The organism is Pseudomonas sp. NPDC087690, from assembly GCF_044743175.1.
Lineage (GTDB): Bacteria > Pseudomonadota > Gammaproteobacteria > Pseudomonadales > Pseudomonadaceae > Aquipseudomonas.
This window is the reverse complement of record NZ_JBIUVX010000002.1, coordinates 56,680-81,227: the sequence shown is the minus strand read 5'-3', so window position 1 is coordinate 81,227 and position 24,548 is coordinate 56,680. Positions and strand designations below refer to the sequence as shown.

Below are 24,548 nucleotides of genomic sequence, written 5' to 3'. Positions count from 1 at the left end.
GGCCAGCCCAGACAACCCAAACGTCCCTTTTGATTCATGACTTGCGGTCAACAGTGCTTTGCCCCACCAGCGGTTTTTCTCAACGATGCAGACGCGGATACTCCTGCCCATTCCCACTGCAACCCTTGGAGTCCTGCATGTCTGTTCCCGCTTTCGGCCTTGGTACGTTTCGTCTGCAAGGCCAGGTCGTCATTGACTCAGTGAGCACTGCCCTCGAACTCGGCTACCGGGTCATCGACACCGCGCAAATCTACGAAAACGAAGCCGATGTCGGCGAGGCCATCGCCGCCAGCGGCATCCCGCGTGAAGAGCTGTTCCTCACCAGCAAGATCTGGGTCGCCAACTTCGCCAAGGATCGCTTGATCGACAGCCTCAAGGACAGCCTGCAGAAATTGCAGACCGACTACCTCGACCTGACCTTGATTCACTGGCCCTCGCCGGAAAATCAGGTGCCGGTGGAAGAATTCATGGGCGCCCTGCTGGAGGCCAAGCGCCTGGGCCTGACCCGGCAGATCGGTGTGTCCAACTTCACCATCGATTTGATGAAGCAGGCGATTGCTGCGGTCGGTGCAGAAAACATCGCGACAAACCAGATCGAACTGCATCCGTACCTGCAGAACCGCAAAGTAGTTGAGTTCGCTCAGCGCCAGGGCATCCACACCACGTCGTACATGACCCTCGCCTACGGTGAAGTGTTGAAAGACCCGCTGATCCAGCAGATCGCCGAACGTCTGCACGCCACCCCGGCGCAAGTGACCCTGGCGTGGGCGATGCAATCGGGTTACGCGGTGATTCCGTCGTCGACCAAACGTGCCAACCTGCAAAGCAACCTTGCCGCCACGGCGCTGACCTTGAGCGATGCCGACATGGCGCTGATTGCCACGCTGGATCGCGGCCATCGCCTGACCAGCCCGAAAGGCATTGCGCCTGCCTGGGATTGACTCGGCACCCGTCAGCTTTGCAGGCGTTGCGCGAGGCCGGCCATGGCCTCGCGCAACGCATCGCTCGACGTATCCAAAGGCGCCGCGTGCGCTTCGCGACACGCCTGTTCAAGCTCGATACACGCCGCCACCACCCGCGCGGCCCCGACCATCTGCGCCCCACCCTTGATGTGATGAGCCAGTTCGCGAAGCCCTGCGCGATTCTGCTCTTGCTGCAACAGATCCAGACGTTGCAGATCGAGGTGCAAGCTGTTCAGCACCTCCTTGCGTAAATGCTCGATCAAGCCACGATCATTCCCGGCCATTTGCTCCAGGGTGCTCAGATCGATCTCCGCCAATGCTGGCGCCGCGCTCGAGGCCGCCGCGATGTCGCAATGACTGGCCGCCATCAATGCCTGCGCCAGATCGTGCAAGCGGATCGGTTTGAACAGGCACTCGTCCATGCCGGCCTTCAGGCAGCGCGTCCTTTCCTCGGCCTGCGCGTTGGCGGTAAAGCCGAGAATCAGGCAAGGCTTGCGCCCGGCAATCGCTTCTTCTTCACGAATGGCCTGCGCCAGTTGATAACCGTTACGCCTCGGCATATTGCAATCGGTGATCACCACATCGAACGCTTGCGTACGCCAGCGCTCAAGACCTTCATCACCGTTTTCGGTGTCGACCGTGCGATGGCCGAGTTCACTCAACTGCCAGCACAGCAGCAGACGGTTCACCGGGTGATCGTCCACCACCAGCACACTCAGAGAACACGCAGCAGCAACGACGGCTTGCGGGGGTGCCGGGGTCTGAGCGAGGGCGGCCAACAGCGGCAGTTCAAGACTGACTTCGACTTGCGTTCCCTCGCCCGGCGCACTGTCGAGCCGCAGCGTGCCGCCCATCATTTCGCAGAGGCTGCGACTGATGACCAGGCCCAGCCCGGAACCGCTGCGTGCCGACTGCGAGTGATTGCTCGCCTGCACGAACGGGCTGAACAAGCGCCGCCGATCGTCGTGGCTGATCCCGACCCCGCTGTCCTCGATCCGCACTTTCACGGCCAGTGTTTCTGTTACCGCTGCGCTCACCACCAGCCGCAGACTGACCTCGCCTTCTTCAGTGAACTTGATCGCATTGCTCAGCAAATTCGACAGCACTTGTTTGAACCGCGTCGGATCAATCAGCACATCAACGTTGCTACGGGGATCCAGTTCGATGTGCCACAGCAAGCGCTTCTGCCGCGCCAGCCCTTCAAACACCCGACACACTGACCCCACCAGTTCGCGCAGGTTGGCGCGTTCAGGCGCGAGGGACAAGTGCCCGGACTCGATCCGCGCGATGTCGAGAATGTCGCCGATCAAGGCCAGCAATTGTTGCCCGGCGTTGGACGCCACCTGAATCGCCAAGCGATCGGTCACGCCTTCTTCTGCGCGCTTGAGGGCCAGTTCGAGCATGCCGATCAAGGCATTCATCGGTGTGCGGATTTCGTGGCTCATGGTCGCCAGAAACGTGGTTTTCGCCCGATTGGCGTCGTCCGCCGCATCCTTGGCTTCCTGCAATTGCTGCAACCATTGCTGGCGTCGGCGGATCTGCTGGCGCTGAAAAACGATCCAGGCCAGCGCGAGTGCCAGCAAGACCGCCGCACCGGCGAACCCCAGGAGAATCTCGCGGCGATGTTGTAACCAGTAACTGCCATCCACCACCACATCGTGGCTCCAGCGTTCAACCAGTTCGTCCATCTGTTGCGGGGCGATGCTCAACAGCGCCTTGTTCAGGATCGAATGCAGTGCCGGCATTTGCGGGGATGTCGCCAGCGCAATGCGCGCCGGTTGGTCACCGACCGTGCCGGTGATGCGCAGACGTTCGCGGTAATGGCGCGCGATCAGAAAGCGCGCCACCAACAGCGAGCTCACCGTGGCGTCGACTTGACCTTTGGCAATCAATGCCATGCCCTCCGCGGGACTTTTGACCTCGACCAGACGCAGATGCGGCACGCGGCCCAATAGATAACTGCGCAAAGGATGGCCGCGATAAATGGCCAGCCGTTTGCCGGCCAGGTCATCAAGGTTGAGTGGCCCCTGAACAGTGATCGCACTGACCAGCACAAACGGATTGTTCAGGTAGGCGCGGGTAAATTGCAGTTCGATTTCACGCTCGCTGCTCGGCGTCACCACCGGCAACACATCCAGCTCCCCGGCCTTGAGCTGTTCGATCTGACGATCCAGCGATGCCCCGCGCACGATCTCGAAGTTCAACCCGCTGCGCTGGCTGATCAAACTCAGCAACTGCGCGGACAACCCGCTGAAGCGGCCGTCGGCATCAAAAAAAGTCAGCGGCGCAAAATCGTCGATGGCACCGACCCTCACCCGTGGATGCTGGTCCAGCCAGGCCTGCTCACTGGCACTGAGTTGCACCCGTGATTGTTCAGCCATCTCGGCAAGGCCAACGCTCCAGCGCTGCTCGATGCGTTGGCGATGCTCCATGGGAATGGCGGCCAGCACCTTGTCGACGATGCGTTTGAGGCGTACATCGCTGCGCAACAAGGCAAAAGCGAACGAATTGGCGTCCAGCCCCGACGGGCCGGCTAATTGCAGGTCGTTGCGATAATTGGTGTTGATCAGATAGTTGGCACTGATGAAGTCGCCCAGATACACATCATCCGCGCCGAAGGCCACCGCACCGAGCGCATCCATTGCCGAAGGGTAACGCTGCACACTGGCATAGGGATAAAACCCCTGCACATTCGCCAGCGGCAAATAGTCCTCGACCATGGCCACGCGCTTGCCGGCAAGATCTGCCGGCAGCTTTTCATCGAGGCGAGTCACCAGCATCGGTTGATCTTCGGCGTAAGCGCGGGACAGGATGAAATCCGGGTCGGCGGCTTCAAAATTGTTCGAGGTCCCCAGCAGATCGAGGTCACCACGCTTGAGTGCCGCCATCACCGCATCGCGGTTGGCAAAGCGCCGGACTTCAATGCGTATGCCGAGCAACTGCGCCAGCAGATCAGCGTAATCGGCGGTGAGCCCTTCGAGTTCCTGGTGATTGCGGGTGATCTCGAACGGTGGGTAATCCGGACCGGAAATACCCATGCGTAGCACCGGGTGCTGACGCAGCCACTGGCGGTCCTGCTTGTCCAGTCGCAGCTGGACGTTTGCCAGGCCAGTACGGGTCAATACCTGCAGCACCTGCGGCGCGTCACCCGCCCAACTGCTGGCGATCAGGCTCAACCACAGGCAGACAATCCAGCATCCGTGCCTCATGTGCGCTTGCTCAGATCACATGATTGCGCTTGGCGAACTCGCGCAAGAGCACCAATGAGTACACCCCGAGTTTTTTCATCAGACGGGTTTTATAGGTGCTGACGGTTTTGTGGCTCAGGTGCATGTCCGCGGCAATCGCCTTGTTCGATTTGCCCCGCGCCAGTTGCTCGAAAATGCTCAGTTCACGATCGGAAAGCTGATCGACCATCTGCTTTTCCGTAGTCTGCACCGCGTTCAACACACTGAGGTTTTCCGGCATCGAGGAAAAATAGGTGTAGCCCGACATCAGCGCCTGAATGGCTTTGTGCAGATGGTGCAACTGATTGGTTTTGGTCACATAGCCCATGGCCCCGGCACGCAGACAGCGCTCCTGATAAAACAGAGGGTCGTGAGAACTGAAGATCAGAACCCGGCAACGAGGATCATTGGCCTTGATGCGTGCCAGCACCTCCAGCCCGTCGAGTGCCGGTAAACGCAGGTCGAGTATCACCAGTTGCGGCTTGTGTTCACGAAAGAGCGACAGCACCTCGTTGCCGCTGGACGCCTCGTATATCTGCTTGAATCCTTCGGCTTGCAATACGATCCGGATGGCGGCGCACACCACTGGATGATCGTCGACGATCAGCGCTGACTTCATGGCCACTCCCAGTACAAAGTCTGACGAACAGGCCACCGATTGGGGCTGCTCCGGACTCAGTGGCTGCGCAGGGACTGTTACACGTAACGGCGCGCAAATCACCTGTCAGATCTGACAGGTGCAGGAAGTGCTTTTCTATGCATGCGCAGCGCTCTGCACCAACGGATTTACCCTGGGGGCTGATAACGTCTGTGCCCGTGCCGGAGCGTCGACCAGCGCCATCAACTGCTCGATCAACTGTTTTGATGGCAGTGACAAATGGCTGATCTGTACATTTTCCTGAGCGAAGCCGGAAGCCAGCTGCAACGGCGCCGTTTGCTCGTTGTAGATCAACGCCTGACGAACCTGCGGGTTATCGAGGAAAAAACCCAGCAGATCCAGTGAGCCTGCAGCGAGTTCGGCGTTGATGACCACCACATCGAAGGGCTCGCAACCGTAGTCCACCAGAGTCAGCAGCTCGGTAAGGTTCTGCACCGGAGCAATGCGGTAATAATTGAGGCCATTGAACAGTCGCTCGATTTTCATCCGGTGAAAATGCTGAGGGTCTGCGATCAGAATGCGCAGGGCTTTATTGATCATGATCGATCTCCCGGGGTCACGGTTTCTGGGTGCGGCAAGACTACGCAAGCTGCGTGGCGGGTTCTGTAGGAATAATCCGAAAAAAAAGGTTACTCATCCGAGTCCTGCCCATCACTGTGATGTCGCCAGGTCAGCGATCAAAGGGCCGAGTGTCTGCCGATCCGGTATACGGATCAGGGTCAAATAGCGTCGATCAGCGCTGTATATCGCCTGCGCGCCTGCCTCGCCGCGACGTTTGTCGTAATAACAGCATGACGAATCTGCAGGTTGCATTGAAAAAAACGCAAAGGATCGTCTCCACCTACCGCTATCAGCTCAGCGTTGATGATCAGCAGGTCATAGTGCTCAAACGGATCGGACGAGTAATGCGTCGTACCCAGCAGCTCACGAAACGAATACACCGACGCGTACCCGCGATAGCCGAGTTCGTTGAGGCATTTGCCGATTCGCACATGCAGCGACCGTTGCTCGTCGGCAATAAGGATTCGCCAGCGTTTGTAGGACATTGTCTTTCACAGCCCAGGAAAATCACGCTCATCACGTGAATGACAAGGCTAAGCAAAAGGAGCCGTGACGCCTGTAGGACGAATCTTAAAAATGAATGGAGAACAGCCGAGAGCAAGCAAAAAAGCCAAACCCGGTATGACCGGATGTGGCGGTGCTACTGAACGGACGAGCGCGGTTCATTCGGTGGTACTCGGACTCCAGAACGCCTGCACCACCAGCGCCGATGTGGAAATCCGCGCAACCAGTGCGTCGAGTTCATCACCATCGACCGATGTCGTCGCCAGCGTCGCTTCAATCTCGATTTCATCGGCGCCAAACGCATGCACATCAACATCGCTGGCCGGGTAGTTGCTTCGCTCCAGCTCGGCTTCAAGCAAGGCGAACACGGCGGTTTGCTGTGAGCGTCGGGCGATGACATAGACGATGTTGGTGACTTCCGCCGAGACCACGTCCAGTGGCTGACGGTTGATGTTGTTGACGATCGGCCGCAGCAAAGTGTTGGCGGCGAGGATGAACAGCGTGCCGAGCACGGCTTCGGCAAGCAGATCGGCACCGGCACAGGCGCCCACCGCCGCCGAAGTCCACAGGGTCGCGGCGGTATTGAGACCGCGCACGTTGCCTTCTTCGCGCATGATCACCCCGGCGCCGAGAAAGCCGATGCCGGAGACCACGTAGGCAACCACGCGCACCGCGCCTTCGGCACCCGCGAGACGGTTGGCCATGTCGACGAAAATCGCTGCACCGACCGCGACCAGCACATTGGTGCGCAGACCGGCGGTGCGTTGCCGGTACTGGCGCTCGAAGCCGATCAGGCCACCGAGGATGAACGCGGAGCTGAGGCTGACGAGGGTGTCGAGCAGCGAATCGAGGTTGAGGTTGTTGATGGCTTGCATAGTAATTTCCCTGAATACACAAATCCCCCTGTAGGAGCTGCCGCAGGCTGCGATCTTTTGATTTTGTTTTTAAAAGACAAGATCAAAAGATCGCAGCCTGCGGCAGCTCCTACAGGGGAGAGCAATCCTGCGGTTATTGCCAGCCGAACCGGCGGATGTAAAAACCTTTCACCGCCTGGGTCAGCGCCATGTACGCCAGCAGGATCACCGGCAGGAACACGAAGTACAGCGACGGCAGCGCCTGCAATTTGAAGTAGTGCGCCAGCGGCCCCATCGGCAGGAAGATGCCGACCGCCATGATGATCCCGGTCATCACCAGCAGCGGCATCGCTGCACGGCTTTGCAGGAACGGAATTTTCGGCGTGCGGATCATGTGCACGATCAGCGTCTGGGTCAGCAACCCGACCACGAACCAGCCGGACTGAAACAGGGTCTGGTGATCCGGGGTGTTGGCATCGAATACGTACCACATCAAGGCGAACGTGGTGATGTCAAAGATCGAACTGATCGGGCCGAAGAACAGCATGAAGCGCCCGACGTCGCCCGGCTGCCAGCGTTGTGGTTTTTTCAGCATCTCCTCATCGACGTTATCGAACGGAATGGCGATCTGCGAAATGTCGTAGAGCAGGTTCTGCACCAGCAGGTGCATTGGCAGCATCGGCAGGAACGGAATGAACGCACTGGCGACCAGCACCGAGAACACGTTGCCGAAGTTGGAGCTGGCGGTCATCTTGATGTACTTGAGCATGTTGGCGAAGGTGCGCCGCCCTTCGAGCACGCCCTCCTCCAGCACCATCAGGCTCTTTTCGAGGAGGATGATGTCAGCCGCTTCCTTGGCGATGTCCACCGCGCTGTCCACGGAAATGCCGATGTCGGCGGTGCGCAGTGCGGGTGCGTCGTTGATGCCGTCACCCATGAACCCGACTACGTGACCGTTGCCTTTGAGGATGCGCACGATGCGTTCCTTGTGCGACGGCGTCAGTTTGGCGAAGACGTTGGTGGTCTCTACGGCCACGGCCAGTTCGGCATCGCTCATGCGTTCAACGTCGTTACCCAGTAGCAAGCCCTGCTGAGCGAGACCGACTTCGCGGCAGATCTTTGCGGTTACCAGCTCGTTGTCGCCGGTCAGCACTTTCACTGCCACGCCATGTTCGGCCAGGGCCTTGAGCGCTGGCGCGGTGCTTTCCTTCGGTGGATCGAGGAACGCCACGTAACCGATCAGCGTCAGTTCCTGTTCATCGGCCAGGCTGTAAATTTCGCGACCTGCGGGCATCGAGCGGGCGGCCACCGCCACCACGCGCAAGCCTTCAGCGTTGAATGCTGCGGTGACCTGACGAATCCGGGTCAGCAATTCATCGCTCAAGGCTTCATCGACCTCGCCATGGCGCACACGGCTGCACACCGCCAGCACTTCTTCCACCGCACCTTTGCAGATCAGTTGATGTGGCTGGCCACGGCCTTCGACCACCACCGACATGCGCCGACGATTGAAGTCGAACGGGATCTCGTCGACCTTGCGAAATGCCGTGCCGACTTTCAGTTCACGGTGGACTTCCACGTGTTCCAGTACAGCGACATCAAGCAGGTTTTTCAGGCCGGTCTGGTAGTAGCTGTTGAGGTAAGCCATTTCCAGCACGTCGTCGGAATCGGCGCCCCAGACATCGACATTGCGCGCCAGGAAGATCTTGTCCTGGGTCAGCGTGCCGGTCTTGTCGGTGCACAGCACGTCCATGGCGCCGAAGTTCTGGATTGCGTCGAGACGTTTGACGATGACTTTTTTGCGCGACAGGAACACCGCGCCTTTGGCCAGCGTCGAGGTGACGATCATCGGCAGCATTTCCGGGGTCAGGCCGACGGCAACCGACAACGCGAACAGCAGTGCTTCAGTCCAGTCACCCTTGGTGAACCCGTTGATGAACAGCACCAGCGGCGCCATGACGAACATGAAGCGGATCAACAGCCAGCTGACTTTGTTGACACCTTGCTGGAACGAAGTCACTGCGCGATCGGTTGCGCCAACCCGCTGGGCCAGCGCACCGAAATAAGTGCTGTTGCCGGTGGTGAGAATTACTGCCACCGCCGTGCCTGACACAACGTTGGTGCCCATGAACAGGATGTTGTCCAGCTCCAGCGGATTGCGTGTATCGCGATCAGCCTGACGCGGAAACTTCTCTACCGGCATCGATTCTCCGGTCATCGCCGCTTGGCTGACGAACAGATCCTTGGCGCTGAGCACCCGGCAATCGGCAGGAATCATGTCACCGGCCGAGAGCACGATCAGGTCGCCCGGCACCAATTGCTTGATCGGCAATTCGCTGCGCGGCGCGTCACGGCGCATCACCGTGGCGGTGTTGCTGACCATGGCTTTCAGCGCATCGGCGGCCTGGTTGGATTTGCTTTCCTGCCAGAAGCGCAGCAGCGTCGACAGCACCACCATGGAGAAAATCACCACGGCGGCCTTGAGGTCTTCGGTCAGCCACGAGACCACTGCCAACAGGGTCAGCAGCAGGTTGAACGGGTTCTTGTAGCAGTGCCACAGGTGAATCCACCAAGGCAGCGGCTGCTCGTGCTCGACTTCGTTGAGGCCGTATTGCGCACGCAGCGCATCGACTTCGAAATCGGTAAGCCCATCGGAGTGGGTGCCGAGTGACGACAGTAAACCAGCGGTGTCGCAATGCGCGGCATCGACCAGGGTGTTGGCCAGAGTGGGTGGGACTTCACGGCTGACCGTGGTGTCGTTGATCGATTCCAGCAGCGCCAGACGACGGAAATGCCGGGCGATGTGGCGGGTCCGCAGAAAACCTGCGAAAAATTCCTTGAGCGTAAGTTTCATGGCTGTTGCCCCTATGGTCAGCCGGGAAACCGTCAAGCAGGTACGGCCGCGCCTCGTGCGCCGGAAAAACCGGCACGGCAAGGCCTGGCGCGCCGGTCAGAAAAGACAGGCGTGTCGATAGGGCTGCGATCACGACAATAAAGTCGCAATCACGCTCTGTTCAGCGTCGATGAGAAGGAACGTCCAGACATGGCCCAGGACGGGTCATGCACGGGATGCCGCTGCTCGCTTTACGGCGAGACAACGGCAGAGAAAGGCTGCGCGTTATCTTGCCGAGAATCTGCCGGTTACCGAGACCGGCCGACAACTGTCACTCGAACAAGTACCCACTGTGGGTCTCCGCTATTGATGAAAACGCGCGAAGCTTACGCCCCGATGATTGGAGAGTAAACCCGCAAAAGCCCGTGTGTCGGGGAATGTGGGGGATGTTCAGGAAGGGTTCAGGATGATCGTTCCCACGCTCTGCGTGGGAATGCAGCCCAGGACGCTCCGCGTCCCTATCAAAGGCCGAACGCGGAGCGTCCGTAGAGGCATTCCCACGCAGAGCGTGGGAACGATCTGGTTCAGGCGCAGCAGATTCAGCTGGCAGTCGCCAACAGCAGATCCGCCATCGAACGATGCCCACGATGCTTGCCATGCTCATACAAAGAACCGGCAATCTCGTCCGCGCGGATCGGCAACACCGACAGCAACGTGTCGCTCAGACCATGGCTGGCCTGGCAGAAGCCCTGCATGTAGATGCCGGCCTTGCAGCGCTCGTCGGTGATCAGTTTGTAGTTGCGATCAACCTCGAAGTCGCCCAGGTACTCTTCCAGCGGTGCCAGCAGTTTACGGTGCATCTGCCGCTCGTAGCCGGTGGCCAGAACCACCGCGTCGTAGTTGCGCACGGTGACTTCGCCGGTGGCGTTGTTGCGCACGGCCAGTTCGATACCGTTGTCGGTGGCAGTAGCGCTCTCGACGGTAGTCAGCGTGCGGAACGCGTGACGGGCAATCCCGGAAACCTTCTGACGATAGAAGATGCCGTAGATGCGCTCGATCAGGTCGATGTCGACCACCGAATAGTTGGTGTTGTGGTACTCGTTGACCAGGCGCTCACGCTCGGCGCTGTTCTGCTGGAACACCAGGTCGGTGAATTCCGGCGAGAACACTTCGTTGACGAACGGGCTGTCGTCCGCAGGCTTCAACGCCGAGCCGCGCAGGATCATGTCGACCTGCACCGACGGGAACGAATCGTTCAGATCGATAAAGGCTTCCGCCGCGCTCTGCCCACCACCGATGATCGCAATGCTCATCGGCTGATTGTTCACGCACGGCTGTTTGGCCATCTGCGACAGATACTGCGAGTGGTGGAACACGCGAGTGTCGCCCTTCAGCGCCTTGAACGCCTCGGGAATACGCGGCGTGCCGCCGGCGCTGACCACCACCGAGCGGGTCGTGCGCACATGTTGCAGGCCGTCGCTGCCACGGGAAATAACCCGCAATGCTTCAACCTGATGGTTGTGCAGCACCGGCTCGATGGTCAGCACTTCTTCGCCGTAACGGCTCTGCTCGGTGAACTGCCCGGCGACCCAGCGCAGGTAATCGTTGTACTCCATGCGGCATGGGTAAAAGGTGCCGAGGTTGATGAAGTCGACCAGACGCCCGTGGTACTTGAGGTAATTGACGAACGAATACGGGCTGGTCGGATTACGCAGGGTCACCAGATCCTTGAGGAAGGAAATCTGCAACTCGCTTTGCGTCGACAGGGTATTGCCGTGCCAGCTGTAGTTGGCCTGCTTGTCGAGGAACAGCACATCCAGCTCACCCTGGATCGGGCCGCGCTCTTGCAGAGCGATGGCCAGCGCCAGGTTCGAAGGGCCGAAACCGACGCCGATCAGGTCGTGAACGATGGGCGATGCAATTGCCTGTGTCATTTCCAGTGTCCTCTGGATGAACCCCTCAACCGTGGGGATAAAGCCTGGGTGACCTGACCGGCCCGGAGCAGGACAGCAGATCGTCTGTTGAGTAGGAACGAGGACGGTGAAAAGAAATTTACTGAGGAGGGATCAATGGGCGTCCCATTGTTTGATGCGCACCCGGCAATGTTTCATGGCATTGACGATGTGCTTTTCCACCAGCGCTTTGGAAATGCCCAGGCTTGCGGCGATTTCGTTGTGGGACAGGCCTTCGATCTTGCGCAGCAGAAAGCTTTCGCGGCACAGCGGCGATAATTCGGCCAGCGCGCGCTGGAGCATCTCCAGGCGTTGACCGTGATCGAGGGTGCCATGGGGCGACGGGCTGAAATAGCGCTCTTCGTTGTCGAGCACTTCCAGCGATTCGACCTGGCGCGAGGCATTGCGACGATGGTCGTCGATGACCAGATTCAATGCCGTTCGATAAAGAAACGCCCGGGGCTGCTCGATCGGCGTGTCGCTGGAGCGCTCGAGTACGCGTAAATAGGCGTCATGCACCACATCCTCGGCAACCTGGCGGTTGCCCAGCTTGGCGTTCAGGAAACACACCAGCTCGCGATAGTAGTTTTCCAACATGACTCCCGGCCGCAGCAGTGCGGTTTCGATCCTTGAGCCACACCCGCCACCGTCAAAACGACAGTGGCACGATGCTGGCAATTTCAGATGCGTAATTTATAGTAATTCTCATATAGATTTAAAGCGCTGTTTCGATTTGCCCGACAAATTGTTAGCTTCTATACCTGTTACCGCGTTTTTCAGCACTTAAATTACCCAACGCGTCCCTCGTTTAAAAAACAGTTCCCCGTATCTGTCGCCTCCTGCGCCAGCGTTCGGTCTTGGCCCCTGTGCGGTGCCGGCTGGATGACGGGTCGATTTCCACTGGCCGGAACCCTGCATGAAACGTCCCCGCCCCGCCCGACGCGCCCTGCTCGTAGCCCTTTGTCTGATTCCCGTTGTCGCCGTAGCCGCCTGGCAGATATTGCCCCCTGGCCGGGACAAGTTCGCCACCGTGCAAGTCAGTCGCGGCGACATTGAAAGCAGCGTCACCGCGCTGGGCACGTTGCAGCCACGGCGCTACGTAGATGTCGGTGCGCAGGCTTCCGGGCAGATCCGCAAAATCCACGTGGAAGTCGGCGACGTGGTCAAGCAAGGACAATTGCTGGTCGAAATCGATCCATCGACGCAAAAGGCCAAACTCGACGCCAGCCAGTTCTCCATCGAGAACCTCAAGGCGCAGTTGCAAGAACAACAGGCGCAGCACGAATTGGCGCGACAGAAGTACCAACGCCAGCAGAACCTCGCGGCCGGTGGCGCCACCCGCGAAGAAGACGTGCAGACCGCGCGCGCCGAACTCAAGGCCACCCAAGCGCGGATCGACATGTTCCGTGCGCAGATCCGTCAGGCCGAGGCCAGTCTGCGCAGTGACCAGGCCGAACTCGGTTACACGCGCATCTATGCGCCGATGGAAGGCACGGTGGTTGCACTCGATGCCCGCGAAGGCCAGACCCTCAATGCCCAGCAACAGACGCCGCTGATTCTGCGTATCGCCAAACTGTCGCCAATGACGGTCTGGGCTGAGGTCTCCGAGGCGGACATCGGCCATGTCAAACCGGGCATGACCGCGTACTTCACCACGCTCAGCGGTGGTAATCGGCGCTGGAGCAGCACCGTACGACAAATTCTGCCGGTGCCACCCAAACCGCTGGATCAAACCAGTCAGGGCGGCGGCAGCCCGGCCAGTTCGAGTAAAAGCGGCAGCGCGCGCGTGGTGCTGTACACCGTGCTGCTGGACGTCGATAACGCCGACAACGCCTTGATGGCAGAGATGACCACGCAAGTGTTCTTCGTTGCCGACCAGGCAAAAAACGTTCTCACCGCACCGGTCGCTGCCCTGCAAGGCAGCGCGGTGGCCAATCGGCAGACCGCGCAGGTCATCGCCGCCAATGGCCAGATTCAGTCCCGCGAAGTACGCACCGGCATCAGCGACCGTCTCAAAGTGCAGATTATCGAGGGCTTGAACGAAGGCGATCACTTGCTGATCGGCCCGGCCGACGGCAGCGGAGGTTGAATGCAAACGCCTCTGATCGACCTGCAGGACATCCGCAAATCCTACGGCGGCGGTGACGCTCCCGAAGTTCACGTGTTGCGCGGCATCGACCTGTCGATTCACGCCGGCGAGTTCGTGGCGATTGTCGGCGCGTCCGGTTCCGGTAAATCGACACTGATGAACATTCTCGGCTGCCTCGACCGGCCGACGTCCGGCGAATACCGCTTCGCCGGGGAAAACGTCGCCGGCCTCGACAGCGATGAACTGGCCTGGCTGCGGCGCGAAGCCTTCGGTTTCGTGTTCCAGGGCTATCACCTGATTCCGTCCGGCTCGGCCCAGGAGAACGTCGAGATGCCGGCCATCTACGCCGGCACACCCGCCGCCGAACGCCATGCGCGCGCCGCCGCCCTGCTCGACCGTCTCGGCCTGGCCGCGCGCACCGGCAACCGCCCCCATCAGCTGTCCGGCGGCCAGCAACAACGCGTGTCGATTGCTCGCGCACTGATGAATGGCGGTCACATCATTCTGGCCGACGAACCGACCGGCGCCCTCGACAGCCACAGCGGCAAGGAAGTCATGGCGCTGCTCGATGAACTGGCGAGCCAGGGCCATGTGGTCATTCTCATCACCCACGACCGCGAAGTGGCGGCGCGGGCCAAGCGCATTATCGAAATCAGCGATGGCTTGATCATCAGCGATAGCGCCAGAAACAACCCCGATGCCCAGCACAGTGCCAATCCCGGCGCCCTGCAAGCGGTGGATCTGCGCAAGCGCTTGAGCGAAGGCGCCGAAGCTACCGGCGCCTGGAAAGGTGAACTGGTCGATGCCCTGCACGCCGCTTGGCGAGTGATGTGGATCAACCGCTTCCGCACCGCGCTGACCCTGCTCGGCATCATCATCGGCGTCGCCTCGGTGGTGGTGATGCTCGCCGTCGGCGAGGGCAGCAAGCGTCAGGTCATGGCGCAAATGGGCGCGTTCGGTTCGAACATCATTTATCTCAGCGGCTCGGCGCCCAACCCGCGAACGCCACCGGGCATCATCACCCTCGACGATGTGCACGCTCTGGCGAGCCTGCCGCAAGTGCAGCGGATCATGCCGGTCAATGGCGCCGAAGCCGGCGTGCGCTTCGGCAACGCCGACCACCTCAGTTACGTCGGCGGCAATGACACCAATTTCCCGGCGATCTTCAACTGGCCGGTGGTACAGGGCAGTTACTTCACTGAGGCCGATGAACAGAACGCAGCCGCCGTTGCGGTGATCGGGCACAAGGTGCGGACCAAACTCCTCAAGGACATACCCAATCCGATCGGCCAGTACATCCTGATCGAGAACGTACCGTTTCAGGTGGTCGGGGTGCTCGCGGAAAAAGGTGCCAGCTCCGGCGACTCCGACAGCGACAACCGCATCGCCGTGCCCTACTCCGCTGCCAGCGTCAGGCTGTTCGGCACGCGCAATCCCGAGTACGTGGCCATCGCTGCCGCCGACGCACGCAAGGTCAAGGACACCGAACATGCCATCGAACAATTGATGTTGAACCTGCACAACGGCAAAAAGGATTTCGAACTGACCAACAACGCCGCGATGATCCAGGCCGAAGCGCGCACACAAAACACCCTGTCGCTGATGCTCGGCTCGATTGCGGCGATCTCGTTGCTGGTCGGCGGCATCGGCGTGATGAACATCATGCTCATGACCGTCCGCGAACGCACCCGCGAGATCGGTATCCGCATGGCCACCGGCGCCCGTCAGCGCGACATCCTGCGCCAGTTTCTCACTGAAGCGGTGATGCTCTCAGTGGTCGGCGGCATCGCCGGCATCGCCCTGGCGCTGATCATTGGCGGCGTGCTGATTCTCAGTGAAGTCGCGGTAGCGTTCTCGTTGATGGCGGTACTCGGCGCTTTTGGTTGCGCCCTGGTCACCGGTGTTGTCTTCGGCTTCATGCCGGCCCGCAAAGCTGCCCGACTCGACCCGGTCACGGCCCTTACCAGTGAATGATCGCTCTATGAAACCGCGCCTCAGCCTGTTGACCGCCTGCCTGATACTCAGCGCTTGCGGCAGTTCCGCACAACGTCCGGACAGCGGCATTGTCCCGCCTGTTGCGTGGCAATCGCCACACGACACCCGCGCCGAGCGCGACACCCTGCGCTGGTGGACGCGCTTCGCCAGCCCGCAGCTCAATCAACTGATCGAACAGGCTCAGGTCGGCAGCTATGATCTGGCCGCAGCCATCGCTCGCGTGCGTCAGGCGCGCGCTGCCACCGTCATTGCCGGTGGCTCGCAATTGCCGGAAATACAAGGCACCGGCAACGCCAATCGGCAGAAGCTGTTGCGTGGCGAAGGTTACCGTCAACTGGATGCCGACAGCAGCAACAAGGCTGTGGACTACTTCGATGTCGGCCTCAACGCCAGTTACGAAATCGACTTCTGGGGCGGCAAGCGCGCATCGCGCGACAGTGCACAGTTCAGCCTGCAAGCCAGCGAGTTCGATCGCGCCACCGTCGAATTGACCTTGCTCAGCGGCGTCGCCAACAGTTACACCCAGGTGCTGTCGCTGCAGGAGCAGAGTCGCATTGCCGAGCTGAACCTGGCCAATGCGCAAAGCGTTCTGCAACTGGTGCAGACGCGCTACAACGCCGGCTCGGCCACCGCGCTGGAGCTGGCCCAGCAGAAAAGCCTGGTGGCCGCACAACAACGCCAACTGCCGACCGTCCGGCAACAAGCCCAAGATGCGCGAATCGCGCTGGCAGCGCTGCTCGGGCGTCCAGTGCAAGACCTGCCGACCGGTCATGAGTCCTTCGATCAATTGCAATGGCCGCAGATTGCTGCCGGCCTGCCCAGCGAGCTGTTGACCCGCCGCCCGGACATTGCCCGCGCCGAGGCGCAACTGGCGGCAGCCCAGGCGGACGTCACCGTGGCTCGCGCGGCGATGCTGCCAAAAATCACCCTGAGCGCGAGCATCGGCTCCGGCGCCAATCAGGCGGGTGACCTGTGGCGCAGTCCGTTCTACAACCTCACCGGCGGGCTGATCGCACCGATCTTCAACAATGGTCGTTTGGGCGCCGAACGCGACAAAGCCACGGCTCGTCAGCAGGAGCTGCTGGAAACCTATCGAGGCGCGATCATCAACGGTTTCGCCGACGTCGAAAAAGCCCTCAACAGCATCCGCGGCCTCGATGAACAACGGCAGTGGCAGAGCGAAGAGCTGAACCAGGCGCAAACCGCCTTCAACATCGCCCAGAGCCGCTATCAGGCCGGCGCCGAGGACTTGCTGACCGTATTGGAAACCCAGCGCACGCTGTATGCGGCGCAGGACCAGAACGTGCAACTGCGGCTGTCGCGAATGCAGGCGAGCATTGCCTTGTACAAGGCCTTGGGCGGCGGCTGGCAAGCACTGTAATCACCCGGTGGGAGCTGGCTTGCCAGCGATGAGGCCGCCACTCCCAACATCAAAGTTGCCTGACACAACGCCATCGCTGGCAAGCCAGCTCCCACAATGACTCAAGGTGTCGCAGCCATTGCGGCCCAACAAAAAACCTGTGGGAGCGAGCCTGCTCGCGAAGAAGTTGACGCGGTAATCAGGCCTGAGTCTGTTTGGCCTTCAGATTGCGCGCATACCACGGTCGTTGCGGCACGCGGCGGAACAGCCCGGCGAGTTTTTCCTCGTCGTTTAGGAAGGTGATGCGCAGCGCCAGCTTCATGGTTTCCGGGTCCATCTCCACGGTCTTGCCCGCCTGCAACCCCGGCGTGGTGCTGCAACCATGGGTGACCGGACCCAGCCAGGGGTCATCGACTTCGTTCCAGCGTCCCGGTGCAAACCACTGCACACCATTGACCACCTTGCGCGTGACCTCCCCCGGATGGAAACGCTCATGAGCGCGAAACCAGTCTTCAATACGATCGTCGATCCAGCCATGGAAGTGCCAGAACGACGGGTTGACATGGGATGAAAACGGGTCGCCAAGGAAGTCATTTTCCGGGCCATACCAACGTGCAGCGAAGTCGGCAGGATCACGCGCAAAAGGCACGGGCTGACCGTTGGACGGATCGCGCGGCACAGACGCCCAGCGCATGTGCAGCCAGTCGTGCAGACCCAGCTCCACCTCGGAACCGAACTGGCCCAGCGTCAGTCTGGCCAGATACGCCGGATCACGGTATTGCGACTCCCAGACCTGAAAGTTGCTTTCGTAGGTCTCGGCCGTCTTGAGATCGCTGACCCACTTGCTGTATTCATCATCACCGTCGGCCAGCCACGGAGGCGGCAGCGCCGTGCCGTCATGATTGTCGAAGTAACGGGCGAAACCCGGGCGATCACGGATCAATTCCGGCTGTGGCAGCGGAAAGTATTGCCACGATGGCAGGTCCTGCATCGAGCGCGCCGTGCCGAGCATGTGCCGGTGCATAAAGAAGAAATCGACGCCGGAACCATTGCGATCCTTGCGCGGCCCACGAGCATCGCGCTCCTTGTCGCGCGGCCCCGGTTGCCAGCCGATGCCGCGCAAGGCTTCGCGCTTGTCCTCTGGCAAGGTGTGCCACTTGTCCCGCGTCGCATGCCACAACTGGTGGAACAGCCGGTGCTCGGGGGAAATCAGCCAGGCCAGCAGCGTCGGATTCAGCGGCGTACGTTCACGCGCTTCGGGAAACAGTCGCTTGACCGCTACGAAGCCGTTGTCCTGTGCGGGCAAGGCCAGAGGGCGATCCAGGCGCAAGGCTTTACCGCTGAGGGTGCCTTTGCCGGCGTTGCCGAAATCGGCCCAGACCTCGTCGAGGATCATCTCCAGCTCATAGTTGATCTGGTCTTGCGCACCGATCAGCCGCCAGGTCAACTTCGCGGCGTCGGCACCGGCGAGATCGCCAAGAATTCGGTAACGAGGTGTTTCGCCGGAGCGCAAACGCTCCGGTGTATCAAGAAAACCACAGACGCCACGGCCTTTCTGGCCGATGTCGAGGAACACTTGCAGGCCCTTGGCCGGAAGCCCTTCAAGGCCTGCGTCACGGCCTTCGAAGCGAATATCCCAGACGCCCCGCAAGGCACTGGCCAAGCGTTGTCCGGCGAGGTCGGCGACGTCGAAAGACGCTTCACCCGGAGTGATCGTCGGATCCGGCTTCGTCCATTCACGATGCCCAAACCAAGCCGCAGGCACCGCAGCGCCAGTCAGCGCCAGACCTGCCATGAACCATCGTCGAGAAATCTTCATTGCCCTACCTGTGTCAGCCATGAAGCAGGCTTTATCCAAGCTAGAACGTTTGTTGCGCGGGTAAATTTATGTGGGTTTGAAAAGATCGCAGCCTTCGGCAGTTCCTACATGGAATGTATATCCCTGCAGGAGCTGCCGAAGGCTGCGATCTTTTAACCTGGCAAGCTAAATTCCACGGCCATCCACTCGTTCTTCCCAGATAGCAAAGGCTTTGCGCCTGCACCTCGATGGCGAACCCGACTGAGATGGCAATGACAAAACCACGTTCGAAAAAGGCTCTATTCATCGGCCTGCCCTTAGCCCTGGCGATCAGTGCCGGTGCAGGCTTTGCCGTCTGGCATCACTGGTTCAAGGACGACCTTGGCTATGACGCCAAGATTGTGAAACAGGCAGATGAACTGCACGAACGCATGCTCTCCTTCGACAGCCATGTCAGCCTGATGCAGAACTTCGGCACCGACGGTCACGAGGCCGACAAGGATGGCTCCGGCCAGTTCGACCTGGCCAAGGCCAGTCGCGGTCGCTTGTCTGGCGCGGCGCTGACCATTTTCGGCTGGCCGGAAATGTGGAACGGCCCCGATGCCCCGCACAAACCTACCGCGGGCTTCATTGATGAAGCACGCAACCAGCAAGAGATCCGCTACAAGATCATTTCCGGCATGGTGCGCGACTTCCCCAATCAGGTCGCGATCGCCTACACCCCGGACGATATGCGCCGCCTGCACGGCGAAGGCAAGTTCGCGATTTTCATCAGCATGCTTAACGCCTATCCACTGGGCCATGACTTGAATCTGCTGGACCTGTGGACGGCGCGTGGCATGCGCATGTTCGGTTTCAGCTATATCGGCAACAACGACTGGGCGGACTCATCGCGCCCGTTGCCATTTCTCAATGATTCTCCGGACGCCCTCGATGGCCTCTCCGATCTGGGCAAGCAGGCGGTCAAGCGCCTCAATGATCTGGGCGTAATCATCGACGTATCACAAATGTCGACCAAAGCCCTCGAACAAGTCGCACAGCTGAGCCGTACGCCACTGATTGCCTCGCACTCGGCGCCGCGCGCGATGGTCGACATCCCACGCAACCTCAGCGACAAAGAGATGCAGTTGATCAAAAACAGCGGCGGCGTGGTGCAAATCGTCGCGTTCTCCCAGTACCTGCGGCCGCTGACCCAGAAGACCCAGGATCGCCTCAACGAACTGCGCAAGGAATTCGACCTGCCGCCCCTGCCAAACCTGGCGATGGCGCTGATGCCGGGCGACCCGATCATTGCGGCCTGGTCCGAAACGAAATTCGGCCTGTACGCCAGCCGTCTGTACGCGATCCTCGAAGACGAACCGAAGGCCAGCCTCAAGGATTTCGGCGACGCCATCGAATACGCCGTGCGCAAGATCGGCATCGACCATGTCGGCATCAGCTCCGACTTCAATGAGGGCGGCGGCGTCAAAGGTTTCGAGAACGTCGGCGAGATCCGCAATGTCACCGCTGAACTGCTGTCGCGCGGTTACTCCGAAGCCGACATCGGCAAACTCTGGGGCGGCAACTTCCTGCGCGTCTGGGATCAGGTCGAAAAAGCCGCGAAACCGGCGCTGGCCAACGCGCAGGGAACGACGCAGCCATGAGCAATCGTCGTGATTTTCTGAAACAGGCCGGACTGCTCGCCGCTGCGCTGCCACTGGGCGCCAGCCTGCCGAACATCGCCAGCGCTGCCGCCACGGCTGCGCCCGCTGCACCAATGCCGCGCAGCAAGTGGACGCAGTTGCAGCAACTGTTCAATCAGGATCCGGACTACCTGCACTTTTCCAACTTCCTGATCACCTCGCACCCGCAACCGGTGCGCGAAGCGATTGAACGGCATCGCGCCGCCCTCGACAAAAATCCCGGCCTGGCCATGGATTGGGACCTCGGCGTGATCGAGCAGCGCGAGGAAAACGTCCGCGTCTGGGCCGGCCAATACCTGCAGGTAAACGCAAAACAGATCGCCCTGACCGGCAGCACCACTGAAGGTCTGACGATGATTTACGGCGGTGTGCATGTGCGCCCCGATCAGGAAATCCTCACCACCGCCCACGAACACTACGCCACCCACACCATCCTCGCCTTGCGCAAGGAACGTGAAGGCACGCAGGTGCGCAAGATCCGTCTGTTCAAGGATCCGCAGACCGCGACCAAAGCCGAAATCCTCGCCGCCATCGACACTGCCATCCGCCCTGAAACCCGTGTGCTGGGGATGTGCTGGGTGCATTCGGGCAGCGGCGTGAAGCTGCCGATCGGTGAGATCGGCGCCATCGTCGACAAGCACAACCGTGGCCGCAGCGATGCCGACCGGATCATTTATGTGGTCGATGGCGTGCACGGTTTCGGCGTCGACGACCTGAGCTTTGCGCAGATGAACTGTGATTTCTTCATCGCCGGCACCCACAAGTGGATGTTTGGCCCGCGCGGCACCGGCATCGTCTGCAGCCGTTTCGAGGAGGTCAAATACGTGACGCCGATCACCCCGACTTTCTCCGAAGCCACCGCGTTTTCCACCACCATGACGCCCGGTGGCTACCACTCTTTCGAGTATCGCTGGGCGCTGGACGAAGCCTTCAAGCTGCATCTGCAACTGGGCAAGGCCGAGGTCGAAGCGCGCATCCACGCGCTCAACAGCTACCTGAAGAAGCGCCTGCTGGAACACCCGCAAATCGAACTCGTCACGCCGCTGAGTCCGCAACTGTCGGCCGGTTTCACTTTCTTCCGGGTCAAGGGCCAGGACAGCGACAAAGTCGCCGCGTACCTGATGCAAAACCGGGTGGTCGCCGACGCCGTGAACCGCGACGTGGGCCCGGTGATTCGTACTGCACCGGGCCTGCTCAACGACGAAGCGCAAATCGATCGTTTGATGGCGCTATTGGCCAAACAGCTGTAGGCGCCCCGCTCCCACGTTTCCTTTCAACCTGTTATCGAGAGTCATGATGAACAGTAGTGAACTGCGTAATTTTTCCTTGAAGGCCTTGCCCGCACTGGGCCTCGCCGCGTTGCTCGGTTGTGCCTTGTCGGGGCTGGCGCAAGCGGCCGAACCGCTCAAACCGGGCAAAGTCTTCAAGGACTGCAAGGACTGCCCGGAAATGGTCGTGCTGCCCACCGGCACCTTCACCATGGGCACCCCGGAGGACGAAGTCGGCCGCGAGCCGGACGAAGGTCCGATGCACCCGGTGACCTTTGCCAAACCGCTGGCCATCAGTCGTTTCCAGGTGCTCAAAGGGCAATGGGACGCCTACCTCGCCGACACCGGCTATCAGATGCCCGACGGCGACAAACGCCCGGGCCGCGCGTGCAAGGCCGGTATTCCCGACTACGCGGGCAGCGATCCGAAAAAGCAGTACACCGACAAGCATCCGGCGGTGTGCATGGACTTTCCCGAGGCCGAGGCCTATGTAGCCTGGCTGTCGAAGAAAACCGGTAAATCGTATCGACTGGTCAGCGAATCGCTGCGTGAATACGCCGCCCGTGCCGGCAGCGCCGGACCTTTCCCGTTCCCCTTCGATGAAGGCAAGGAATACAGCATCGCCAAACACGCCAATACCTATGGCGCCGCCGACGGCTACAACTTCACCGCGCCGGCGGGCAAGTTTCCGGCGAACGCCTTCGGCGTCTACGACATGCACGGCAACATCTACGAATGGACCGCCGACTGCTACAACGAAAACTATGCCGGCGCGCCGAGTGACGGCAGTGCCTGGCTGACCGGTGACTGCAAGATCCGCCGCATCCGCGGCAACGACTGGGGTGAAGCACCGGTGTTCTCGCGCTCGGGTAATCGCAACGCCACCTACAGCGATACGCGCGGCGACTGGATCGGTTTTCGCGTCGCGCGCGATCTCTAAGGACAGCGGTAACGACAGCCGCCATGGCGGCGCGGGCCGCTCGCTCGTCGCCTGAGCCTCGATAAACCCGTGGTCGGCTAAATCGCCGCCCACGGGTTTCGTCTTTTAACCAGCCCAATCCTTGAAACGATGCCGTTAGCGGCACTAGAAGCGGAAACCTCCATGACCACAAAATCGCGCGGAGCCATCAGTGAAGTCCTCGGCCTGCTCAAGCCTTACCGGGTCGTCGTGGCGCTGTCGATCCTGCTCGGCATGCTTGGTGGCGTCAGCGTCACCGCCCTGCTGGCGACCATCAACAAAGCCCTGAACGGTAGCGGCGTTCCGTCAGCCACAGTGCTGCTGACGTTTGCCGGCCTCTGCGCGTTTGCCTTGTTGACTTCGATTCTGTCGGACATCGGCACCAACCATGTCGGCCAGCACATCATCGCCGGCCTGCGCAAATCACTCGGCGAAAAAGTCCTGCTGGCACCTATCGAACAGATCGAGCGGTTTCGCAGTCATCGCCTGATTCCGGTGCTGACCCATGACGTCGACACCGTGAGTGATTTCGCGTTTTCCTTTGCGCCGCTGGCGATCGCTTTCACCGTCACCCTCGGTTGCCTGGGTTACCTGGCCTACCTGTCCCTGCCGATGTTTGCCCTGCTGTTGATCGCGATCGTGATCGGCACCGTCGTGCAATACATTGCCCGGGCCAAAGGCATCAAAGGTTTCGAAGCGGCACGAGAAGCCGAGGACGAACTGCAAAAGCACTACAGCGCGATCGCCGCGGGTGCCAAGGAATTGCGTATTCATCGCCCGCGCCGCCAACGCATGTTCAGCCAGCGCATCGAGGGCACGGCGGATTACATCTGTAACACACACATCCGCTCCATCAACACGTTCGTGGTGGCGAAAACCTTTGGCTCGATGCTGTTTTTCGTGGTGATCGGTCTGGCCCTCGCGCTGCAATCGTTCTGGCTCGGTACCGACAAAGCCGTGCTCAGCGGCTTCGTGCTGGTGTTGCTGTACATGAAGGGCCCACTGGAATATCTGGTCACCACGTTGCCGGTGGTCAGTCGCGCGAACATTGCCTTCAAACGCATTGCCGAACTGGCCGAGCAGTTTTCCTCGCCGGAACCGCACTTGCTCCTGCGCGAGTCGACGCCCGCGAGCAAGACCGCAGTGCAACAGTTGCAAATGCACAACGTGCACTACGCCTTCCCGCCGGTTCAGGGCAGCGCAGCGTTTGAACTGGGGCCGGTCAATCTGAACATCGCGCAGGGTGACATCGTGTTCATCGTCGGCGAGAACGGCGGCGGCAAAACCACCCTGATCAAATTGTTGCTGGGCCTGTATGCGCCACAACGCGGGGAAGTCCTGCTCAATGGCCAGGTGGTCGATGCCCAGGCGCGCGATGACTATCGCCAACTGTTCACCACGATCTTCGCCGACTACTACCTGTTCGATGAACTGGTACAGGGCGACAAACAAGTGCCGGCCGACACCAGCCGCTATCTGGAACGCCTGGAGATTGCGCACAAGGTGAGCATCAACGACGGTGTTTTCAGTACCACCGATCTGTCCACCGGCCAGCGCAAACGCCTGGCGCTGATCAACGCCTGGCTGGAAGAGCGTCCGGTGCTGGTGTTCGACGAATGGGCTGCCGATCAGGACCCGGCCTTCCGGCGCATCTTCTACACCGAGCTGCTGCCGGAGCTGAAACAGATGGGCAAGACCATCATCGTGATCTCCCACGACGACCGCTACTTCGACGTCGCCGATCAACTGGTGAGGATGGAGGGAGGCCGAGTGGTCACCCACAAAAAGCCCCTCGAGACTGCTTGATCGATTGCACCTTTGCAGCCGGCCGGACGCCCGTCCTGCCG

The 24,548-nt window shown here is 60.4% G+C and carries 17 protein-coding genes; 8 read left to right on the top strand and 9 right to left on the bottom strand.

Annotated features, from left to right (window positions below; all coding sequences use genetic code 11):
* The first annotated feature begins 137 nt into the window (after nucleotides 1–137).
* Nucleotides 138–941, top strand: a complete 804-nt coding sequence (gene dkgB, locus ACIPIZ_RS04485) for a 2,5-didehydrogluconate reductase DkgB (protein ID WP_122661606.1) — start codon at nucleotides 138–140, stop codon at nucleotides 939–941.
* An 11-nt stretch (nucleotides 942–952) separates the two neighbouring features.
* On the opposite strand, the gene ACIPIZ_RS04480 is transcribed toward dkgB, so the two are convergent.
* The 8 genes from ACIPIZ_RS04480 to ACIPIZ_RS04445 all read right to left on the bottom strand — a co-directional run bounded on the left by ACIPIZ_RS04480 (nucleotide 953) and on the right by ACIPIZ_RS04445 (nucleotide 12,148).
* On the bottom strand, nucleotides 953–4,171 hold the full coding sequence (locus ACIPIZ_RS04480) for a transporter substrate-binding domain-containing protein (protein ID WP_401164288.1): 3,219 nt from the start codon (nucleotides 4,169–4,171) through the stop codon (nucleotides 953–955).
* A gap of 10 nt (nucleotides 4,172–4,181) precedes the next feature.
* Nucleotides 4,182–4,808 carry a response regulator transcription factor gene (locus ACIPIZ_RS04475; RefSeq protein WP_064389822.1) on the bottom strand — a complete coding sequence of 209 codons (627 nt, stop codon included), beginning with the start codon at nucleotides 4,806–4,808 and terminating at the stop codon, nucleotides 4,182–4,184.
* 135 nt (nucleotides 4,809–4,943) lie between these two features.
* Nucleotides 4,944–5,387: a chemotaxis protein CheY gene (locus ACIPIZ_RS04470; RefSeq protein ID WP_064389821.1), complete on the bottom strand. Its 444-nt coding sequence runs from the start codon at nucleotides 5,385–5,387 to the stop codon at nucleotides 4,944–4,946.
* Between the two features lie 179 nt (nucleotides 5,388–5,566).
* Nucleotides 5,567–5,893 carry a response regulator gene (locus ACIPIZ_RS04465; RefSeq protein WP_401164285.1) on the bottom strand — a complete coding sequence of 109 codons (327 nt, stop codon included), beginning with the start codon at nucleotides 5,891–5,893 and terminating at the stop codon, nucleotides 5,567–5,569.
* A gap of 177 nt (nucleotides 5,894–6,070) precedes the next feature.
* Nucleotides 6,071–6,787: an MgtC/SapB family protein gene (locus ACIPIZ_RS04460; RefSeq protein WP_122661610.1), complete on the bottom strand. Its 717-nt coding sequence runs from the start codon at nucleotides 6,785–6,787 to the stop codon at nucleotides 6,071–6,073.
* Nucleotides 6,788–6,920: 133 nt separating this feature from the next.
* Nucleotides 6,921–9,620, bottom strand: coding sequence for a magnesium-translocating P-type ATPase (gene mgtA, locus ACIPIZ_RS04455; RefSeq protein WP_105707993.1), 2,700 nt, complete (start codon nucleotides 9,618–9,620; stop codon nucleotides 6,921–6,923).
* Between the two features lie 578 nt (nucleotides 9,621–10,198).
* Complete coding sequence (locus tag ACIPIZ_RS04450) at nucleotides 10,199–11,533, bottom strand: SidA/IucD/PvdA family monooxygenase (RefSeq protein WP_122661613.1); 1,335 nt, start codon at nucleotides 11,531–11,533, stop codon at nucleotides 10,199–10,201.
* A 132-nt stretch (nucleotides 11,534–11,665) separates the two neighbouring features.
* Entirely contained in the window at nucleotides 11,666–12,148 is a 483-nt protein-coding gene (locus tag ACIPIZ_RS04445; RefSeq protein WP_064389816.1) for a sigma-70 family RNA polymerase sigma factor, read from the bottom strand.
* Nucleotides 12,149–12,467: 319 nt separating this feature from the next.
* On the opposite strand from ACIPIZ_RS04445, the gene ACIPIZ_RS04440 reads away from it, so the two are divergent.
* From ACIPIZ_RS04440 to ACIPIZ_RS04430, 3 genes are read left to right on the top strand one after another with little or no spacing between them, the layout of a single operon-like run.
* A complete protein-coding gene (locus tag ACIPIZ_RS04440) occupies nucleotides 12,468–13,640 on the top strand; it encodes an efflux RND transporter periplasmic adaptor subunit (RefSeq protein ID WP_105707983.1) in 1,173 nt (390 codons plus the stop codon).
* Nucleotides 13,641–15,614: a MacB family efflux pump subunit gene (locus ACIPIZ_RS04435; RefSeq protein WP_064389814.1), complete on the top strand. Its 1,974-nt coding sequence runs from the start codon at nucleotides 13,641–13,643 to the stop codon at nucleotides 15,612–15,614.
* A 7-nt stretch (nucleotides 15,615–15,621) separates the two neighbouring features.
* Nucleotides 15,622–17,016: an efflux transporter outer membrane subunit gene (locus tag ACIPIZ_RS04430; protein ID WP_122854347.1), complete on the top strand. Its 1,395-nt coding sequence runs from the start codon at nucleotides 15,622–15,624 to the stop codon at nucleotides 17,014–17,016.
* 178 nt (nucleotides 17,017–17,194) lie between these two features.
* Here ACIPIZ_RS04430 and ACIPIZ_RS04425 read toward each other — a convergent pair whose 3' ends face one another.
* On the bottom strand, nucleotides 17,195–18,814 hold the full coding sequence (locus ACIPIZ_RS04425) for a PvdJ/PvdD/PvdP-like protein (RefSeq protein ID WP_401164280.1): 1,620 nt from the start codon (nucleotides 18,812–18,814) through the stop codon (nucleotides 17,195–17,197).
* Between the two features lie 251 nt (nucleotides 18,815–19,065).
* Between ACIPIZ_RS04425 and pvdM the strand changes: the two genes are divergently transcribed.
* The 4 genes from pvdM (at nucleotide 19,066) to ACIPIZ_RS04405 (ending at nucleotide 24,507) form a co-directional block, all read left to right on the top strand.
* Nucleotides 19,066–20,436, top strand: a complete 1,371-nt coding sequence (pvdM, locus tag ACIPIZ_RS04420) for a pyoverdine-tailoring dipeptidase-like protein PvdM (RefSeq protein ID WP_105707976.1) — start codon at nucleotides 19,066–19,068, stop codon at nucleotides 20,434–20,436.
* The gene (locus tag ACIPIZ_RS04415; RefSeq protein WP_401164278.1) at nucleotides 20,433–21,725 is read left to right on the top strand and encodes an aminotransferase class V-fold PLP-dependent enzyme; all 1,293 of its coding nucleotides are present in this window, start codon (nucleotides 20,433–20,435) and stop codon (nucleotides 21,723–21,725) included. Before pvdM ends, ACIPIZ_RS04415 begins: the two co-directional genes overlap by 4 nt.
* 46 nt (nucleotides 21,726–21,771) lie before the next feature.
* A complete protein-coding gene (locus ACIPIZ_RS04410; RefSeq protein ID WP_401164276.1) occupies nucleotides 21,772–22,683 on the top strand; it encodes a formylglycine-generating enzyme family protein in 912 nt (303 codons plus the stop codon).
* A gap of 162 nt (nucleotides 22,684–22,845) precedes the next feature.
* Entirely contained in the window at nucleotides 22,846–24,507 is a 1,662-nt protein-coding gene (locus ACIPIZ_RS04405; RefSeq protein WP_105707970.1) for a cyclic peptide export ABC transporter, read from the top strand.
* Nucleotides 24,508–24,548 lie beyond the last annotated feature (41 nt).

Coding starts and splice junctions, on each gene's coding strand:
- ACIPIZ_RS04450 (WP_122661613.1), bottom strand. CDS start 11,533: ATGACACAGGCAATTGCATCGCCCATCGTTCACGACCTGATCGGCGTC.
- pvdM (WP_105707976.1), top strand. CDS start 19,066: ATGACAAAACCACGTTCGAAAAAGGCTCTATTCATCGGCCTGCCCTTA.
- ACIPIZ_RS04405 (WP_105707970.1), top strand. CDS start 22,846: ATGACCACAAAATCGCGCGGAGCCATCAGTGAAGTCCTCGGCCTGCTC.
- ACIPIZ_RS04475 (WP_064389822.1), bottom strand. CDS start 4,808: ATGAAGTCAGCGCTGATCGTCGACGATCATCCAGTGGTGTGCGCCGCC.
- ACIPIZ_RS04465 (WP_401164285.1), bottom strand. CDS start 5,893: ATGTCCTACAAACGCTGGCGAATCCTTATTGCCGACGAGCAACGGTCG.
- dkgB (WP_122661606.1), top strand. CDS start 138: ATGTCTGTTCCCGCTTTCGGCCTTGGTACGTTTCGTCTGCAAGGCCAG.
- ACIPIZ_RS04435 (WP_064389814.1), top strand. CDS start 13,641: ATGCAAACGCCTCTGATCGACCTGCAGGACATCCGCAAATCCTACGGC.
- ACIPIZ_RS04425 (WP_401164280.1), bottom strand. CDS start 18,814: ATGAAGATTTCTCGACGATGGTTCATGGCAGGTCTGGCGCTGACTGGC.
- mgtA (WP_105707993.1), bottom strand. CDS start 9,620: ATGAAACTTACGCTCAAGGAATTTTTCGCAGGTTTTCTGCGGACCCGC.
- ACIPIZ_RS04480 (WP_401164288.1), bottom strand. CDS start 4,171: ATGAGGCACGGATGCTGGATTGTCTGCCTGTGGTTGAGCCTGATCGCC.
- ACIPIZ_RS04470 (WP_064389821.1), bottom strand. CDS start 5,387: ATGATCAATAAAGCCCTGCGCATTCTGATCGCAGACCCTCAGCATTTT.
- ACIPIZ_RS04445 (WP_064389816.1), bottom strand. CDS start 12,148: ATGTTGGAAAACTACTATCGCGAGCTGGTGTGTTTCCTGAACGCCAAG.
- ACIPIZ_RS04430 (WP_122854347.1), top strand. CDS start 15,622: ATGAAACCGCGCCTCAGCCTGTTGACCGCCTGCCTGATACTCAGCGCT.
- ACIPIZ_RS04410 (WP_401164276.1), top strand. CDS start 21,772: ATGAACAGTAGTGAACTGCGTAATTTTTCCTTGAAGGCCTTGCCCGCA.
- ACIPIZ_RS04415 (WP_401164278.1), top strand. CDS start 20,433: ATGAGCAATCGTCGTGATTTTCTGAAACAGGCCGGACTGCTCGCCGCT.
- ACIPIZ_RS04440 (WP_105707983.1), top strand. CDS start 12,468: ATGAAACGTCCCCGCCCCGCCCGACGCGCCCTGCTCGTAGCCCTTTGT.
- ACIPIZ_RS04460 (WP_122661610.1), bottom strand. CDS start 6,787: ATGCAAGCCATCAACAACCTCAACCTCGATTCGCTGCTCGACACCCTC.